Annotated in this window: 13 protein-coding genes and 1 pseudogene; 9 read left to right on the forward strand and 5 right to left on the reverse strand. The window is 62.1% G+C overall.

From position 1 onward, the window contains the following. Positions 1 to 337 precede the first annotated feature (337 nt). The 5 genes from ACIP1G_RS03765 (at position 338) to ACIP1G_RS03785 (ending at position 7,335) form a co-directional block, all read left to right on the forward strand. Positions 338 to 2,026: a sigma 54-interacting transcriptional regulator gene (locus tag ACIP1G_RS03765; RefSeq protein ID WP_400733885.1), complete on the forward strand. Its 1,689-nt coding sequence runs from the start codon at positions 338 to 340 to the stop codon at positions 2,024 to 2,026. A gap of 167 nt (positions 2,027 to 2,193) precedes the next feature. Then, the gene (gene catA, locus ACIP1G_RS03770) at positions 2,194 to 3,093 is read left to right on the forward strand and encodes a catechol 1,2-dioxygenase (RefSeq protein ID WP_400733888.1); all 900 of its coding nucleotides are present in this window, start codon (positions 2,194 to 2,196) and stop codon (positions 3,091 to 3,093) included. 227 nt (positions 3,094 to 3,320) lie between these two features. Then, positions 3,321 to 3,851 (forward strand): sigma-70 family RNA polymerase sigma factor, encoded by a 531-nt coding sequence (locus ACIP1G_RS03775; RefSeq protein WP_400733891.1) that lies wholly within the window; start codon positions 3,321 to 3,323, stop codon positions 3,849 to 3,851. Beyond that, positions 3,848 to 4,801: a FecR domain-containing protein gene (locus tag ACIP1G_RS03780; RefSeq protein WP_400733894.1), complete on the forward strand. Its 954-nt coding sequence runs from the start codon at positions 3,848 to 3,850 to the stop codon at positions 4,799 to 4,801. The genes ACIP1G_RS03775 and ACIP1G_RS03780 overlap by 4 nt, the downstream gene beginning before the upstream one ends. An 83-nt stretch (positions 4,802 to 4,884) precedes the next feature. Beyond that, the gene (locus ACIP1G_RS03785) at positions 4,885 to 7,335 is read left to right on the forward strand and encodes a TonB-dependent siderophore receptor (protein WP_400733897.1); all 2,451 of its coding nucleotides are present in this window, start codon (positions 4,885 to 4,887) and stop codon (positions 7,333 to 7,335) included. A 33-nt stretch (positions 7,336 to 7,368) separates the two neighbouring features. On the opposite strand, the pseudogene ACIP1G_RS03790 reads toward ACIP1G_RS03785, so the two are convergent. The 5 genes and pseudogenes from ACIP1G_RS03790 to ACIP1G_RS03810 form a co-directional block, all read right to left on the reverse strand. After that, positions 7,369 to 7,455: pseudogene (locus tag ACIP1G_RS03790) on the reverse strand (hypothetical protein); the annotation flags it as partial. Positions 7,456 to 7,739: 284 nt separating this feature from the next. Further along, the gene (locus tag ACIP1G_RS03795; protein WP_400733900.1) at positions 7,740 to 9,590 is read right to left on the reverse strand and encodes a DUF3857 domain-containing transglutaminase family protein; all 1,851 of its coding nucleotides are present in this window, start codon (positions 9,588 to 9,590) and stop codon (positions 7,740 to 7,742) included. Between the two features lie 70 nt (positions 9,591 to 9,660). Continuing rightward, complete coding sequence (locus tag ACIP1G_RS03800) at positions 9,661 to 10,155, reverse strand: isochorismatase family cysteine hydrolase (RefSeq protein ID WP_400733903.1); 495 nt, start codon at positions 10,153 to 10,155, stop codon at positions 9,661 to 9,663. Positions 10,156 to 10,223: 68 nt separating this feature from the next. Continuing rightward, a complete protein-coding gene (locus ACIP1G_RS03805; protein ID WP_400733905.1) occupies positions 10,224 to 11,456 on the reverse strand; it encodes a type II toxin-antitoxin system HipA family toxin in 1,233 nt (410 codons plus the stop codon). Beyond that, on the reverse strand, positions 11,440 to 11,694 hold the full coding sequence (locus tag ACIP1G_RS03810; RefSeq protein ID WP_400733908.1) for a helix-turn-helix domain-containing protein: 255 nt from the start codon (positions 11,692 to 11,694) through the stop codon (positions 11,440 to 11,442). The genes ACIP1G_RS03805 and ACIP1G_RS03810 overlap by 17 nt, the downstream gene beginning before the upstream one ends. A gap of 341 nt (positions 11,695 to 12,035) precedes the next feature. On the opposite strand from ACIP1G_RS03810, the gene ACIP1G_RS03815 reads away from it, so the two are divergent. From ACIP1G_RS03815 to ACIP1G_RS03830, 4 genes are read left to right on the forward strand one after another with little or no spacing between them, the layout of a single operon-like run. Then, the gene (locus tag ACIP1G_RS03815) at positions 12,036 to 12,812 is read left to right on the forward strand and encodes an ABC transporter substrate-binding protein (protein WP_400733910.1); all 777 of its coding nucleotides are present in this window, start codon (positions 12,036 to 12,038) and stop codon (positions 12,810 to 12,812) included. A 25-nt stretch (positions 12,813 to 12,837) separates the two neighbouring features. Next, a complete protein-coding gene (locus tag ACIP1G_RS03820; protein WP_400733913.1) occupies positions 12,838 to 13,527 on the forward strand; it encodes an ABC transporter permease in 690 nt (229 codons plus the stop codon). Between the two features lie 16 nt (positions 13,528 to 13,543). Continuing rightward, entirely contained in the window at positions 13,544 to 14,239 is a 696-nt protein-coding gene (locus ACIP1G_RS03825; RefSeq protein WP_400733916.1) for an ABC transporter permease, read from the forward strand. A 9-nt stretch (positions 14,240 to 14,248) separates the two neighbouring features. Beyond that, entirely contained in the window at positions 14,249 to 15,361 is a 1,113-nt protein-coding gene (locus ACIP1G_RS03830) for a succinylglutamate desuccinylase/aspartoacylase family protein (protein WP_400733919.1), read from the forward strand. The last annotated feature ends 9 nt before the right edge of the window (positions 15,362 to 15,370 follow it).

Genomic DNA, 15,370 nt, shown 5'->3' on the forward strand with positions numbered 1-15,370 from the left:
CAACGGCTGTGCCAGGCGCTTTTCAATTGCTTACAATCGCCGACAAGTCATTGTTTTCAATAGGTTTTATATTTTTAGAGCGTTGCTCAGGCGTGGCGTTGCGAACGCGCCGCTGTCTGCCCGTTTGATCATTTGCTCAATCGCAGCGGAGCACTTCGAGCAAATGACCAAGGTGGCCAGCGATTGACTTTTGCGCGGGATTCAGGCGGTTTAGAAAAGAGAACGACCCGGGCCTTGCCTGCACACCGCGGTCGTTTCGGCGTGCCCAGTAAACCCGCCTTGCCTGAGCGGGTGCGCGCCGATTCCCCATACAACTACAAGCAAGGGGCGCAAGCGAATGATTACCCAGTACAGGGCGCCGGAACCTGCACCGGCGCTGAAGGACCTGACCGAACGGGTACGGTTCGAAGGCACCGAAGGCAAGATCTGGCTGGACGAGCAGCGCATGCTGCTGTTGCAGGCCGCGACCATGGCCAGCATGCGCCGCGAACTGATCGAAATGCTCGGGGTGGAGCGGGCCAAGGGCTTTTTCCTGCGCCTGGGCTACCAGTCGGGGCTGAAAGATGCCGAGCTTGCGCGCAAGCTGCGGCCCAACGGCAACCCGGTGGAGATGTTCTTCATCGGCCCGCAACTGCACTCGCTCAAGGGCATGGTCAAGGTGCGCCCGCTGCAGCTGGAAATCGACCTGGACAACGGCCACTTCTACGCCGACATCGAATGGCAAGACTCCTTCGAAGTGGAAAACTGCCAGTCCGAAGGCCTGCATTCCGAGCAGCCGGTGTGCTGGATGCTGCTCGGTTACGCAATCAGCTACAGCTCGTTCTTTCTCGGCCGCCAGGTGCTGTACAAAGAGGTCAGCTGCCGCGGCTGCGGTGGCAGCGAATGCCGCATCATCGGCAAGCCGGTCGAGCAATGGGACGATGCCGAGGCCTTCCTGCGCTACTTCCAGAGCGACCCGGTGATCGACGAGCTGCAATCGCTGCAGGTGCAGGTGGCCAACCTGCGCCAGCGCCTGCAGTACGAGTCGGGGCAGTTCTACGGCATCGGCCAGTCGGCGGTGTACCGGCGCTGCTGTGCGCTCACCGACAAGGTTGCACCGGGCAAGGCTTCGGTACTGCTTTTGGGTGAAACCGGGGTGGGCAAGGAGGTAATCGCCCGCAGCCTGCACCTGCGCAGCGAGCGCGCCGGGGCGGCGTTCGTGGCGCTGAACTGCGCGACCATCCCGCCGGACTTGATCGAAGCCGAGCTGTTCGGTGTCGAGAAAGGTGCATACACCGGCGCCCAGCAGGCGCGCATGGGCCGCTTCGAACGGGCCAATGGCGGCACCTTGTTCCTCGACGAAATCGTCGAGCTTACCCCACGCGCCCAGGCCAGCCTGCTGCGCGTGCTGCAGGAGGGCGAACTGGAACGGGTGGGCGACAGCCGCACGCGGCCGGTGGATGTACGGGTGATCGCTGCCACCCACGAAAACCTGGAACAGGCTGTCAAGGACGGGCGTTTCCGTGCCGACCTGTTCTACCGGCTGAACGTGTTCCCGGTGCATATTCCGGCGCTGCGCGAGCGCCGCGAAGACATCCCGCTGCTGATCGAGCACTTCCTCGGCCGCTTGCACCAGAGCTACGGCAAGAAAACCCGTGGCCTCAGCGACCGCGCCCTGCAGGTGTGCCTGCAGTACGACTGGCCGGGCAACATCCGCGAGCTGGAAAACCTCATGGAGCGTGGCGTGATCATCACCGACGAGAACCAGAGCATTGGCCTCGACGCACTGTTCCCGCATGCCCCGCCGGCCACCGACAGCATCGGCCTGGGCAGCGATGGCCGGCTGGTAGCGGCCAGTGACCAGGCAGCGCCTGGCTGGGTGGCGCAGATTCTCGACAGCGGCACCGGCCTGGATACCGTCGAAGAGGCGCTGATGCAGGCGGCCATGCAGCGCTGTGGGCAGAACGTTTCCGAGGCCGCGCGCCTGCTCGGCATGACCCGCCCTGCCCTTGCCTACAGACTGAAGAAGGCCCCCGACAAGCCTTGAGCATTTGCGCAATGGCGCTGGCGCGGGTTGATCAAATGATCAAGCGTGCGCCAGTTGCCGCGGGCCTTAAAAACACCAAGGCTTTTGATATCAACGGCTTGCGAACATGGCATCGCAATTGCTCAAGGCTTTGCACCGCAATAACAACAACGACCGGTGAGGCGACCATGACTCTAGCGATTTCCCATTCCCCCGAGGTCCAGGCCTTCTTCGCGAAGGCGGCAGGCATTGGCAACGATCAGGGCAACCCACGCCTGAAACAGATCGTGCTGCGCATCCTGCAGGACAGCGCCAAGCTGATCGAGGACCTGGCCATCAGCGACGACGAATTCTGGCAGGCGGTCGACTACCTCAACCGCCTGGGCAGCCGCAACGAAGCCGGCCTGCTGATGGCGGGGCTTGGCCTGGAGCACTTCCTCGACCTGCTCAGCGATGCCCGCGACAGCCAGGCCGGGCACAGCGGTGGCACCCCACGCACGATCGAAGGCCCGCTGTACGTGGCCGGCGCACCACTGTGCGAAGGCGAGGCACGATTGGACGACGGCCGCGACCCGGGCCAGCCGATGCTGCTCGAAGGCCAGGTGCTGGGCCTGGATGGCAAGCCGCTGGCCGGGGCCATCGTCGACGTGTGGCACGCCAATACCCAGGGCCTGTATTCCTACTTCGATTCCAGCCAGTCGGAATACAACCTGCGCCGGCGTATCCGCACGGATGCCCAGGGCCGCTATCGCGCCCGCAGCATCGTCCCCAGCGGTTATGGCTGCCCGGCCGATGGCCCGACCCAGGCTTGCCTGGACCAGCTTGGCCGCCATGGTCAGCGGCCAGCGCATATCCACTTTTTCATCAGCGCACCGGGGTACCGCCACCTGACCACACAGATCAACCTGGCGGGGGATGCGTATTTGTGGGATGACTTTGCCCATGCCACCCGCGATGGGTTGGTGGGTGAAGTGGAGCAGCTTGCAGGTGCAGTGGCGCGGGTGGTGTTCGACTTCTGCCTGCAACCGGCTGCCAGTGCCGATGATGAACAGCGCAGCCAGCGGCCGCGGGCCTTGCAAGCGGGTTGAGATAGTTGGGGCTGTGCGTACCCTGTAGGAGCGGGTTTACCCGCGAAGAATTCAATGCTGTGCTTGGCACCGGCTGCGCCGGTGTTCGCGGGTAAACCCGCTCCTACATGGCCCCTGCCAAGTCAATGAGTTATGTGCAGTTTTAAAAGAGCTGCGATTGCAAACCCTGAAATACTTTGCATAAAATGCGAACCATTAACATTTGCGAATATTTTCAGGCGGCATGGATGAGCACCCCGGATATAGCCTTCACCTCTCAAGTCAGCCAGCTATACCGGGCCCAGAGCAAATGGCTGCATAACTGGCTGAGACCACGGGTGAACTGCAACCACCTGGCCGCCGACCTCGTGCAGGATGTGTTCGTGCGGGTGATGTCTGCCGCCGACGCTGCCGTCAAGCTTGAGGCCGTGCGCGAACCCAAAGGCTACCTGGCAACCATCGCACGCCGCCTGATGATCGACCACCTGCGCCGCGTGCACCTGGAACGGGCCTGGCTGCAGGTGCTCGCCGAGCAGCCGGAAGCACTGGATATCTCCCCTGAACAACGCTTGGCCCTGCTGCAAACCTTGTTCGAACTGGACGCCATGCTGGCCTCGCTCGGGCCCAAGGTGCGTGAGGCATTCCTGCTTTCGCAGATTGATGGCATGCCTTACAAACACATCGCCACCCAGCTGGGTATCTCCGAAGTCAGCGTGCGCCGCTACGTAGCCAAAGCAGCTGAACATTGCATGCTCTACAGCCTTGGCCACGACCAGTGAACGCCAACCTGAATACCGAGCAACTGGCTTCGTTGCGCCAGGCCGCGCACTGGTTCAGCCAGCTCAACAGCGGTGAGGTGCAGGCCAGTGATTATTCTGCCTGGCAGCTTTGGCTGAATGCGGCCCCCGTCAATGCCTGGGCCTGGCAGCAGGCCGAACGCCTGCAAACACGCATGGCAGCAAGCGAGAGCCCGGCTTCGGCACGCGTGCTGACGCTGGCAGCGCATGGCCGGCATGCCAGCCGGCGGCGGGTGGTCAAGGCCGGCCTGGTGCTTCTGGGCGGCGGCGCCCTGGGCATGGGTGGCTACCGGGAAATCAAACAGTCACCGCTGCTGGCAGATGTGCGTACCGGGGTGGGCGAACAGCGTTCGCTGGTGCTGAACAATGGCACTGCGCTGATGCTCAATACTGCGTCTGCGCTGGATGTAGATGACCGGCGCGACGCACCATGGCTGCGCTTGCGCCAAGGTGAGCTCATGGTCACTGTGCCAGCGCGCCAGACCTGCAGGGTCATTACCGGAAATGGCACGATCGACGCGGGCGAAAGCCGCTTTGCCGTGCGGTTGCTCGATGGCAGCAGCAGCCTTGAAGTATTTGGCCAGCAAGCACAGGTGACCCTGGCTTCTGGCCAAACCCTGCAGGTCAACAGCGGCCAACGCTGCCAGTTCAATGACCAGGGCTTCTCCTCGCTGGAAACCAACGCGCTGGCAGCTGACGCCTGGGGCCGGGGCTTGCTGATCGCCAATGACCAGCGCCTTGACCAGTTCATCAGCAACCTCTCACGCTACCGGCCGGGCTGGCTGCGCTGCGCACCTTCCGTGGCGGCGCTGCGCATCAGCGGCACCTACAGGCTCAACGATACCGACCAGATTCTACGGGCCCTGGCCACATCCCTGCCGGTGCAAGTACAGCGCCGTACCCGCTTCTGGGTAACGATCACCGCAGCGTAATAATTACCCGACACCTGATCACTTTGGCGCGGCTTATCCGACTCATAGGTAACCCGACACTTACCTATCAGAGAAACGCGAAGATGACCCGCCGCTTCAACCCCAGGCCATTCACCGCGCCAGGCCTGCGCACTTGCCTGATGCTGGCCGCCCTGCTCGGTGGGCCTGGCGCTGTCTGCGCCAGCCAAGCCCATGATTACCACCTGCCGCAAGGCGACCTGGGCGAAGTGCTGACGCAGTTCGCCGCAGAGTCCGGCATTGTGCTGTCGTTCGACACCCAGCTGACGCGCGGTAAACGTTCGCCGGCGCTCGACGGGCGCTATGACATCGACCAGGCCTTGCAGATACTGCTGAGCGGCACAGGGCTGCAGGCCACTCGCGAGAGCGACGGGCGCTATTCCTTGCTGTTGGCCACAGGCCAGGGTGACGTGGTGGAATTGGCCCCCAGCCGCATCGATGGCCTGGGGTTGGGTAATGTCACAGAGGGCACCGGCGCCTACACCACCGGTGGTTCGACTACGGCAACCAAGTTGCCACTGACCCTGCGTGAAACACCGCAGTCGGTCAGCATCATTACCCGCCAGGTGATCGACGACCACGGCTCGCAAGACATCGGTGACGTACTGCGCAATACGCCCGGGGTTTCGGTGCAGGCCTATGACAGTGAACGCATGGAGTATTCCGCGCGCGGTTTTGCCATTACCAACTATCAGTACGATGGCATCAACACCATCTATGACGGGGTGTACGATGAGGGCGTGACCCACGTCGACATGGCCGCCTACGACCGCATCGAAGTGATCAAGGGTGCCACCGGCCTGATGACCGGCTCCGGCGACCCGTCTGCCACGGTAAACCTGGTACGCAAGAAGCCCACCCAGGCGTTCAAGGCATCGATCACCGCCAGCGCAGGCTCATGGGACAACTACCGCACTGAAGGCGATATCTCCGGCGCGCTCAACAACACGGGTAGCGTGCGCGGCCGGCTGGTGGGTGCCTACCAGGACCGCAAGTCGTACCTGGACCACTACAAGCAGAAAAAGGACGTTTACTACGGCATTCTCGAAGCCGACCTGACGCCCGACACCCTGCTGACCTTCGGCATCGACAACCAGGCCACCACCCCGCGCGGGTCGACCTGGACCGGTAACCCGACGTACTTCTCCGACGGCAGCCGCACCGACTTTTCGCGCTCGCACAACCCCGGGGCAGACTGGAGCCGACGGGACTTCCAGTCCACCACCTACTTCACTTCGCTGGAACAAACCCTGGCCAACAACTGGAAGGCCAAACTCAGCCTCAACCACATGATCAGCGACCATGACACACGCCTGGCGTCTGCCAGCGGTGGCAACCCGCACCCGGTCACCGGCGAGGGCATGTTCCTGTACTGGGGGCGCTGGGAAGGCCACCGCGTGCAAAACACGGCAGACTTGAATGTGTCCGGCCCGTTCACCCTGTTCGGCCGTGAGAACGACCTGGTGGCAGGTTTCATGACTTCGCATTCGCGGCAGACCGGCGATACCTATGACGGCAGCGCGTTTGCCATGGTGCCGGGCTCGATCTTCGACTGGAACGGTAAAATCCCGGAGCAGAACTTCCCGAAGAACGGTGACTACACCACCATGCAAAGCCAGAACGGCGCCTACGTGGCGACCCGCCTGCGGCCGACCGACAACCTGTCGGTCATTCTCGGCACCCGGGTCAGCACCTTCAAGTACAACGACGACCAAGACTTCTACCCAACGTCTTCGCTGAGTGACACCCACGCCAGCTACAAGGAGCACGGGGTGGTCACGCCCTACGCGGGCGTGGTCTATGACCTGGACGATACCTACTCGGTGTATGCCAGCTACACCTCGATCTACCAGCCGCAAGTGTACAAGGACATCAATGGCGCGACCCTCGCGCCCGTTGAAGGCGACGGCTATGAAGCGGGGCTGAAGGCGGCCTACTTCGATGGCCGGCTGAACGCCACCCTGGCGTTCTTCCGCATCGAGCAAGACAACGTCGCTTCCAACATCGGCACCAACCCGGTGACCAACGAAGGCATTTACAAGGCCATCGACGGCGCCACCACCAAGGGCGTCGAGCTGGAACTGGCCGGCGAACTGGCGCCCGGCTGGAACGTCACTGCCGGCTACACCTATGCCCGTACCCGTGACGCCGACGACCAGCGCATTTTCGGCTACCCCTTGGCAACCACCAAGCCTGAACACGTGGTGCGTCTGTTCAATACCTACCGCCTGCCGGGCGCATTCGACCAGGTTACCGTGGGCGGAGGGCTGAGGTGGCAAAGCGGCTTCTACGGCAACATCTACAGCCCGGTCGCCAACGACTACACACGCATCAAGCAAGGTGGCTACACCCTTGTCGACCTGATGGCCCGCTACCAGTATGACGAGCACCTGAGCTTCACGCTCAATGCCAACAACGTGTTCGACAAGGTCTACCTGACCGGGCTGGGCAACTTCGACACCACCTACTATGGCGAGCCACGTAACCTGATGCTCACGACCCGCTGGGACTTCTGACAGGGCGGTAAATCAGCGCCCGGCCTGCCGCATCTACCAATCCTGGCTCAGTGGATGCGGCCCCGGCAGGCTGGGGAACAGCGGCAGTACCTCTTCTGCCAGCTCCTGGATGATGTCTGCCGGGTTTACCCGCGAAGCAGGCAACGCGGTGCATGGCACCGGCTACGCCGGTGTTCGCGGCTAAAGCCGCTCCTACAAGGACCGCGTGATACTTGAGATCTGCGCTGTCCCTGTGGGAGCGGGCTTGCCCGCGAAGCAGGCAACGCTGTGCATGGCACCGGCTGCGCCGGTGTTCGCGGCTAAAGCCGCTCCTACAAGGACCGCGCAATGCTTGAGATCTGCGCTGTACCTGTGGGAGCTGGCTTGCCTGCGATGGGCTGCGTAGCAGCCCCAGTAACGAGCGGTTAGCCCGCCTGCACGATTATCTGGCTCTGCAGGTCGCGGATCATCGCCTCCAGCACCGGTTTCATCGCAGTGAAATCCTCGGGCGAGCAGACCACGTTCGGCCGGCTGAACTTGAAGCGTCGCTCCACCACCACCGCATTACCGTCCTGCGTATATCGCGCACTGTAGTCGACGTCACCGTCATGCAGCTTCACTGGTTTGGGGATCGCCAGCACGTTGACCTGGGCCGGGAACTCGAAGCGCGACGTCTCCACTGTATCGTTGGAAATGCACACGAAACTCTGCGTGCGCTCCTTCTCCATGGCGAAGCTGTACACGTTCTGCGAAATGCCGCCCGCCAGGCTGCTGAGGGTCACCACCCCTACCGGCCCGGGCAGGTTGACCAGGTTTTCGGTGCGCCCGTCCACGCTGCTGACGAAGTCGCCATTACTTGCGGGTGGCTTGATCGTGAACGAGCCACTGCCACGCTGCCCGTAGGCAGCCAAGACCTTCTCGACCAACCTGTCGCGGTCTGCCGGCTTCATCAGTTTCACGCCAAAGCGGCTCACCTCGCTCGCCCAGCCTTTCACGGTCGCAACGTTGCTGAAGTCGGCGGCGCCATCCACCTTGACCTTGAACAGCAAGTCGCTGGATACCTGGTTCAGCTGCATCGCCGGGGTTTGCCCGAACTCGCCGGTGGCCGTCAGCAACACCCGCTTGTTGAGCACGGCCAATGGCAAATAACCCGCGGCAATCGATGGGTCGGTGGAATCCAGGTACAGGTTCAGGCTCGGCACATAGGTGATCACATGGTTCAGCACCCCCAGGGTCGGCACCTTGGGGAACACGTAGGCATTGCCCAGGTTGAGCAGCGCTGGCGTGCTCTTGATACCTGCCGCGCTCAACAGCGCTTCCAGCAACGCGACATGGTCCTTGCAGTCACCGTAACGGTTGTCCAGCACGGTTTGCGCGGCATGCGGCACCACCCCGCCAGCGCCGACGTACACCGCGACATAGCGGATGTTCTCGCGCACCCAGTCACTGAGGGTCAGGGCCTTTTCCCGCGCGGTGGGCAAACCGGCCGTCAGGCGCTGGGCCAACTCGGTGATCTGCGGGGTGACTTCGACCGTGGCCCTGGCCTGGTAGGCCTGGGCGAATGCCTTGAAGCCGGAGAAAGTCGAGACTGCCAGGTAATGGCCATAATCCAGGTACGACACCGCTCCCGTCTCGATCCGCGCCCGCGCGGCCGGTACGTAGTCCCAGCGATACACGGTGCGCCCTTGCCCGGTGGCTGGCGGCACGGCCTTGAAACCTCGGGCATCGGCCTGCAGCGGCATGCCCTCGGGCAGGTCGTAAGTCAGCGAGAACTGCCCGACCGGGTGGAATTCCGGCACGGTGATGTCCTCGAACTGCCCGGGGAACAGCGGCGTAAAGCGCTTACGCTGGTAGCGCAGCACCAGCCGGTCACCTACCGCCACCTCCGGGAAGATGACCACCTTGTTCACCGAATCCTGGAACATCGGCGCCTGCGCCGAGGCCTGCTCCTGCTGCTCCTTGATGTGCGCAGCGTCCACCGGCACTTTGCGCCCATCGGGCTTTTGCGTGTAGGCCTCCAGCACGTCCAGCGTTTCCAGCGAACGGTTGTAGCTGACCGGGCGCTGGGCATTGGCCTTGATGGCGCGCTCTTCGTTGATCAGCAGCACGCTGTCAACGTCGACGCTGAAGTTACCATCCCTCTGCACCACGAACGTCTGCTCGATCTTTTCCAGGGTGACGGACCGGTCGGTGCCGTCGGTGAAGGCGTGGGCAAGGCCACACCAGGTCATAGTTGCAGGCAGCAGAACAGCTGCCAGGCGTGGCATTTTCAACATGGAGATCCTTCTCGATCAGCGGACTACAATCGACAATGATACGCATTGGCGCCGCTTGATGGCAAAGTGATTACATGCGCGAACCTTGCCCGGCCAGTTCGGCCAGCACCTCGGACGAGGTAGTGACCTGGCGGAAGTGATGCTGCCACAGCTCGATCCCCAGCTTGCCAGACCGGTCCAGCGAAGACCCCACCGTCATGTCTGTGACCAGGGTGGGCATCAGCCCCGCATCGAACAGAGCAAAGCCGGCGGCCAGCACACAGGTCTCGGTTTGCAGCCCACACACCAGCACCCGCTCCACGCCCAGTTGGCGAATGTACTCGATCGCCTCGGCGCTCTGCCCGTAGCCATGCTTGACGAACACCTGGTCGGCTTCGACCAGGCTCTCGTCCTCCGCCGCCGGGTGCCAGCCGAGCTGGCGCTCGAACGGCGTGACCTGTTCATCGTGCAGCTCGACCGAGGCGACGGTGGGGATGTTCGCCGACAACCGGCGCAGGCCATCGACCAGCCATTCGGGCGGGCTGAAAGTGGACTGGACATCGACGATGAGCAAAACCTGGCGCATGTGCGGCTTCCGGCATGGGCAAAAGGCGCTGAGTATAACGCGGGCCAGTGCCGTGGTCGCCCGGCACGCTAGGTCACAATACTTCTGGCCAGCCCCGCCGCCCATGCAGCGGCCATTTTCGTGCCCACTTCATCAAACGCTGGATGGCTGCGTCGGTAGTCCGACATTTCTGCCATTGCCTGCGTCATGCCAGCCTGCACCCTGCCCAGCAACTCATTGCAGCGAGCTTCAGTAAGGTTGCAGGCGGTACGCCCGAATTGCACCAGCAGCTTGCGCTTGGGCCAGGCTTTCGAGCCCCCCAGCAGCAGCCCCATGATGTCGTGGCTGCTGTACACCGTCGTTGTCACCAGGTCATACGCAGGCGCGAGCCAGATGTCTGCGTCTTCGGCGCAATGCTCATAGAGCAGGCCGAAGTTCTTCAAATGCGCATCACCGTTCTGAATGCCCGCGCACAAAGCTACCAAGGTGAAAAAGTCTTCCAGGGCGCGTGGTACTCGGCCGGGCGTGACATACAGCTTGATTAATTGCGCACAGCCTTGGTAGCTGCCGTCGTACTTCTTGCCTGTGCCCCACCCCGACAGCACGCACATGTCCTCAAACCCGAGGTAGGCGTTATCGCTGATGTCAAAGCGCTGAACCACCAGAAACCTGCCCTGCTGGCTGAGCTGGAATTCAGGCACTGCAAGGCCACAATGCAACGCCGCCCGCATGCAGAAAAATTCGTTGGCCGCCAACTGCGGGAAGTCTGCTTCGTTGAATGCCTTCACCAGGTGCGTGGCACCGCGGTGGGTAAGCCGGTCAACAGCATGGGCGGTAGCATCGACATCCCGCACCAGTACCTTGGGCTGAACGCCCGATACGCCGGAGTACGTCGCATAGGTGCCCAACAACTTGGCGAACAGTCCTTCAGCACCGTCGTGAACCAACAGGTTGGACAGCGTTATCCCCGGCATCGGGTCGTCACCTGCCTGCTGGGCGATGCTGATTCGACCAAGCTGGTGGGGACCGACAATACCCAGCAACGCGAAATCGTCAAACCCGCGTACCGACTTGCTGAAGCGTCGCATGAGTTCTTCTTTCAGGTGCCCTTCAGGAAGGTTCATCTCGAACAAGGGGTGTATCCCATACTCCCACTTGTAGCTCTCCAGCCGCGTCGGCATGGTCAACGAAACGGCTTGGGCTTCGTCAGCTGCCGGGTCGTAGGTAAAGACTGTGTCACGCGGGTTCTCGTCACTGCGTCCCAACGTGCCGACAGTGCTGCCGCCTGCGCCGATGTACAGGCGATCATTCGACCTGATCATGGATACCCCCGGCTTTCAGCTCATCCAATGTCCTGCGTCGGCGCCTGGGCGTAGCGGTCAGTTCATAGCCCAGGCCCTCCAGGATCGCGGCAACCTTGCGAATGCCCACTTCGGGAATCGAGTTGTTTTCGATCCCCGAAATGGTTGCTCGGCTCATGCCGTGACGTTGCGCAAGCTGGGCCTGAGAAAGCCCGGCGTCTTTACGCAGTCTCTTGATCAACGCGCCTAAATCGTTCATATACCGATGCACCATATACAATGCATATTTTGTAAAAACCACACAAATGCATCGTATTTGATTCAAAAAAGGCTGTACAGCTGTTTCTCGATGGGCTGCGTAATGACAGCAAGGTCCCTCAGGCGACTACCAATCGTAAGTCATCTCCACCGCCGCCACCCGCTCCTGCCCGTAGTAGCAGCCAAACGCGTAGTTACAGTCCGACACGTACCGCCCATCGCACTGACACAATAATTTTCATAGGCATTGATTTGTGAAATTAAAAATGTCATTTTCTTCTTGCCGCGCTGCTTCGCACACAGCATCAGCCGGCACCCGCCCTACCCACCGGAGTCAACAATATGAACAAGACCGGACTTCTAGGCGCATTGGCACTCTGTGCCTGCAGCGCATTGGCCCAGGCTGACCAGGACAGCCTGCGCATCGGCATCGAAGCGGCGTACCCGCCCTTCTCCTACCGCACCCCCGAAGGCGAGATTGCAGGCTTTGACTACGACATCGGCAATGCCCTGTGCGCGCAGATGAAGGTCAGATGCCAGTGGGTGGTCCAGGAATTCGATGGGATGATTCCGTCATTGAAGGTGCGCAAAATTGACGCCGTGCTGTCGTCAATGTCGATTACCGAAGACCGGCTCAAGTCAGTCGACTTCACCGACAAGTACTACCACACCCCCGGCAAGTTCACGATGAAGGCCGGCAGCCAGATCAGCGACCCGGCACAAGACCTCAAAGGCAAGAAGCTCGGCGTGCAGCGTGCCTCCACCTATGACCGCTTTGCGACCGAGCAGCTGGAAAGTGCAGGCGTCGAAGTGGTGCGCTACGCCTCCCAGAATGAAGCCTTCCTCGACCTGGTCGCGGGCCGGCTGGATGCCACCCTCGCCGACATCGTCAATACCGAAGAGAGCTTCATCAAGACGCCCGCCGGCCAAGGCTTTGCACTGGTCGGCCCGGACATCAGCGACCCACGCTACTTCGGCCGCGGTGCGGGGATTGCCGTGCGCAAGGGCGACAGCGCCAACCTCGCGCGGTTGAACGCCGCCATTGCCGCCATCCGCGCCGACGGCACTTACCAGCAAGTGCAGAGCAAGTATTTCCCGTTCGATATCTACGGCCAGTAACCCCCGCCTGACGAGGACTTTCATCATGCTTCACGGCTACGGATCGAGCATTCTCGATGGCGCGTGGTTAACCATCAGCCTGGCCCTGATGGCGATGGCCCTGGCCATCAGCCTCGGCCTGATCGGCGCCGCCTGCCGGTTATCACCCCTGCGATGGCTGGCGGCACTGGGCGAAACCTACACCACTGTGGTGCGCGGCATTCCTGACCTGGTGCTGATCCTGCTGGTGTTCTATGGCGGCCAGGACTTGGTCAATCGCCTGGCGTTGGCGCTGGGCTACGAGCAGTACATCGACATCAACCCGTTCATCGCCGGGGTCTGCACCATGGGCTTCATTTTTGGCGCCTATCTCTCGGAGACCTTTCGCGGGGCCTTTCTGGCCATTCCCAAAGGCCAGGCCGAGGCCGGTGCCGCGTACGGCATGGGCAGCCTGCAGGTGTTCTGGCGTATCAGCGTGCCGCAACTGGTGCGCCTGGTGCTGCCGGGCTTTACCAACAACTGGCTGGTACTGACCAAGTCCACCGCTCTGATTTCCGTGATCGGCCTGCAGGACATGATGTTCAAAGCCAAGAACGCAGCGGATGCCACCCATGAACCGTTCACATTTTTCCTTACCGTGGCAGGGCTCTACCTGCTGCTGACCAGCCTGTCGCTGTTGCTGCTACGCAACGTGGAAAAACGCTACTCATTCGGCATCAAAGCCGCCGAACTGTGAAAGGAAGGTCTGCATCATGCTTGACTACCAACTGATCTGGCAGAGCCTGCCGCTGTACCTCAGTGGCATTGCGCTAACCCTGAAAGTGTTACTGATTTCGCTGGCCTGCGGCCTGGCCCTGGCGATACCGCTGGCGTTGATGCGCGTTTCGCGCGCCTGCCTGCTGCGCTACCCGGCCTGGCTCTACACCTATGTCATTCGCGGCACGCCGATGCTGGTGCAGTTGTTTCTGGTGTATTACGGCCTGGCTCAGTTCGAGCTTGTGCGCCAGAGCCCGCTGTGGCCGTACCTGTCCAGCGCAACCTTCTGCACCTGCCTGGCGTTTGCCATCAACACCAGCGCCTACAGCGCCGAGTTGCTGGCCGGCAGCTTGCGTGCCACGCCAAGGGGTGAAGTCGAAGCCGCACGTGCCATGGGCATGTCGCGCCTGGCCCTGTACCGGCGCATCCTGCTGCCGTCGGCCCTGCGCCGATCGCTGCCGCAATACAGCAACGAAGTGCTGATGATGCTGCAAACCACCAGCCTGGCTTCGATCGTCACCCTGGTCGATATCACCGGCGCGGCAAAAACCTTCAACGCCCGTTATTACCTGCCGTTCGAGGCATTCATTACCGCGGGGCTGATCTACCTGGCCCTGACCTTCCTGCTGGTACGCCTGTTCAAGGTGGCCGAGCGCCGCTGGCTGAGCCACCTGGCCCCACGCAAGCACTGAGGAGCACCCATGCAGCAAATCGACCATATCCTGCCGTGGAGTGCCTGCGGTAGCCAACGCACCCTGAGCGTGTTTCGCTTCGGCAACGGCCCGCGCAAGGCCTATATCCAGGCCTCGCTACACGCTGACGAACTGCCAGGCATGCGCGTGGCGGTAGCACTGAAGGCCCGCCTGGCCGAGCTGGAAGCCCAAGGGCGGCTTACAGGCGTGATAGAACTGGTGCCCTTGGCCAACCCGATCGGTATCGGCCAGATGTTCCAGGCCACCCACCAGGGCCGTTTCGAGTTCAACAGCGGCAAGAACTTCAACCGCGACTTCCCGGCACTGACCGACGCGCTGGTCAATCGCCTGGAGGGCCAGCTGGGCGAGGACGGCGACGCCAACGTGGCCACCATTCGCAGCGCCATGCGCGACATTCTTGGCGAACTGCCTGCTGCGCAATCGGAGCTCGATGGCCTTCGCCGGCTGCTGCTGCAGCATGCGTGTGATGCCGACGTGGTGCTGGACCTGCACTGTGATTTCGAGTCGGTGATGCTGCTTTATGCACTGCCGCAAAACTGGCCCCGCTTGCGCTCGCTGGCAGCACGCCTGGGTGCTGAAGCGGCGTTGCTTGCCGAGGACGCCGGTGGCAATGCGTTCGACGAGGCCTGTGCATTGCCGTGGGTGAAACTGCCCGAGCATTTTGCCCAAGCGAACATCCCGTTGGCCTGCATCGCCACCACCATCGAACTGCGTGGCATGGCCGATACCGAGCGCGAACAGTGCCAGGCCGATGCAGAGCACATGCTTGCCTACCTGGCCGACCAGGGCTTTGTCAGCGGCCCATGGCCAGCGGCACCCACGCATTGCTGCCAGGCCACGCCGTTCGCCGGCGCCCAGTACGCCTATGCCGAACACCCCGGGGTAGTCAGCTATCTGCAACCCCTGGGTGCGCAGGTTCGAACCGGCGACCCACTGTTCGAAGTCATCGACCCGCTCAGTGACCGCCACAGCGTGGTCCGGGCCACCACCGACGGCATTCTGTATGCCCGCGAGCGCCTTCGTTTCGCCCAACCGGGCCTGTGGCTGGCAAAAGTCGCTGGCAGCCTGCCCATTCGCCACGGTCGCTTGTTCAGCGACTGACACCAACGA

Origin of the sequence: Pseudomonas sp. NPDC089392, from assembly GCF_044749595.1 — a bacterium.
Lineage (GTDB): Bacteria > Pseudomonadota > Gammaproteobacteria > Pseudomonadales > Pseudomonadaceae > Aquipseudomonas.

What these genes read in the sequence shown, in the direction of transcription:
- ACIP1G_RS03830 (WP_400733919.1), top strand. Translation starts at nt 14,249, where the DNA reads ATGCAGCAAATCGACCATATCCTGCCGTGGAGTGCCTGCGGTAGCCAA.
- ACIP1G_RS03810 (WP_400733908.1), bottom strand. Translation starts at nt 11,694, where the DNA reads ATGAACGATTTAGGCGCGTTGATCAAGAGACTGCGTAAAGACGCCGGG.
- ACIP1G_RS03800 (WP_400733903.1), bottom strand. Translation starts at nt 10,155, where the DNA reads ATGCGCCAGGTTTTGCTCATCGTCGATGTCCAGTCCACTTTCAGCCCG.
- ACIP1G_RS03765 (WP_400733885.1), top strand. Translation starts at nt 338, where the DNA reads ATGATTACCCAGTACAGGGCGCCGGAACCTGCACCGGCGCTGAAGGAC.
- ACIP1G_RS03820 (WP_400733913.1), top strand. Translation starts at nt 12,838, where the DNA reads ATGCTTCACGGCTACGGATCGAGCATTCTCGATGGCGCGTGGTTAACC.
- ACIP1G_RS03805 (WP_400733905.1), bottom strand. Translation starts at nt 11,456, where the DNA reads ATGATCAGGTCGAATGATCGCCTGTACATCGGCGCAGGCGGCAGCACT.
- ACIP1G_RS03825 (WP_400733916.1), top strand. Translation starts at nt 13,544, where the DNA reads ATGCTTGACTACCAACTGATCTGGCAGAGCCTGCCGCTGTACCTCAGT.
- ACIP1G_RS03795 (WP_400733900.1), bottom strand. Translation starts at nt 9,590, where the DNA reads ATGTTGAAAATGCCACGCCTGGCAGCTGTTCTGCTGCCTGCAACTATG.
- catA (WP_400733888.1), top strand. Translation starts at nt 2,194, where the DNA reads ATGACTCTAGCGATTTCCCATTCCCCCGAGGTCCAGGCCTTCTTCGCG.
- ACIP1G_RS03815 (WP_400733910.1), top strand. Translation starts at nt 12,036, where the DNA reads ATGAACAAGACCGGACTTCTAGGCGCATTGGCACTCTGTGCCTGCAGC.
- ACIP1G_RS03785 (WP_400733897.1), top strand. Translation starts at nt 4,885, where the DNA reads ATGACCCGCCGCTTCAACCCCAGGCCATTCACCGCGCCAGGCCTGCGC.
- ACIP1G_RS03775 (WP_400733891.1), top strand. Translation starts at nt 3,321, where the DNA reads ATGAGCACCCCGGATATAGCCTTCACCTCTCAAGTCAGCCAGCTATAC.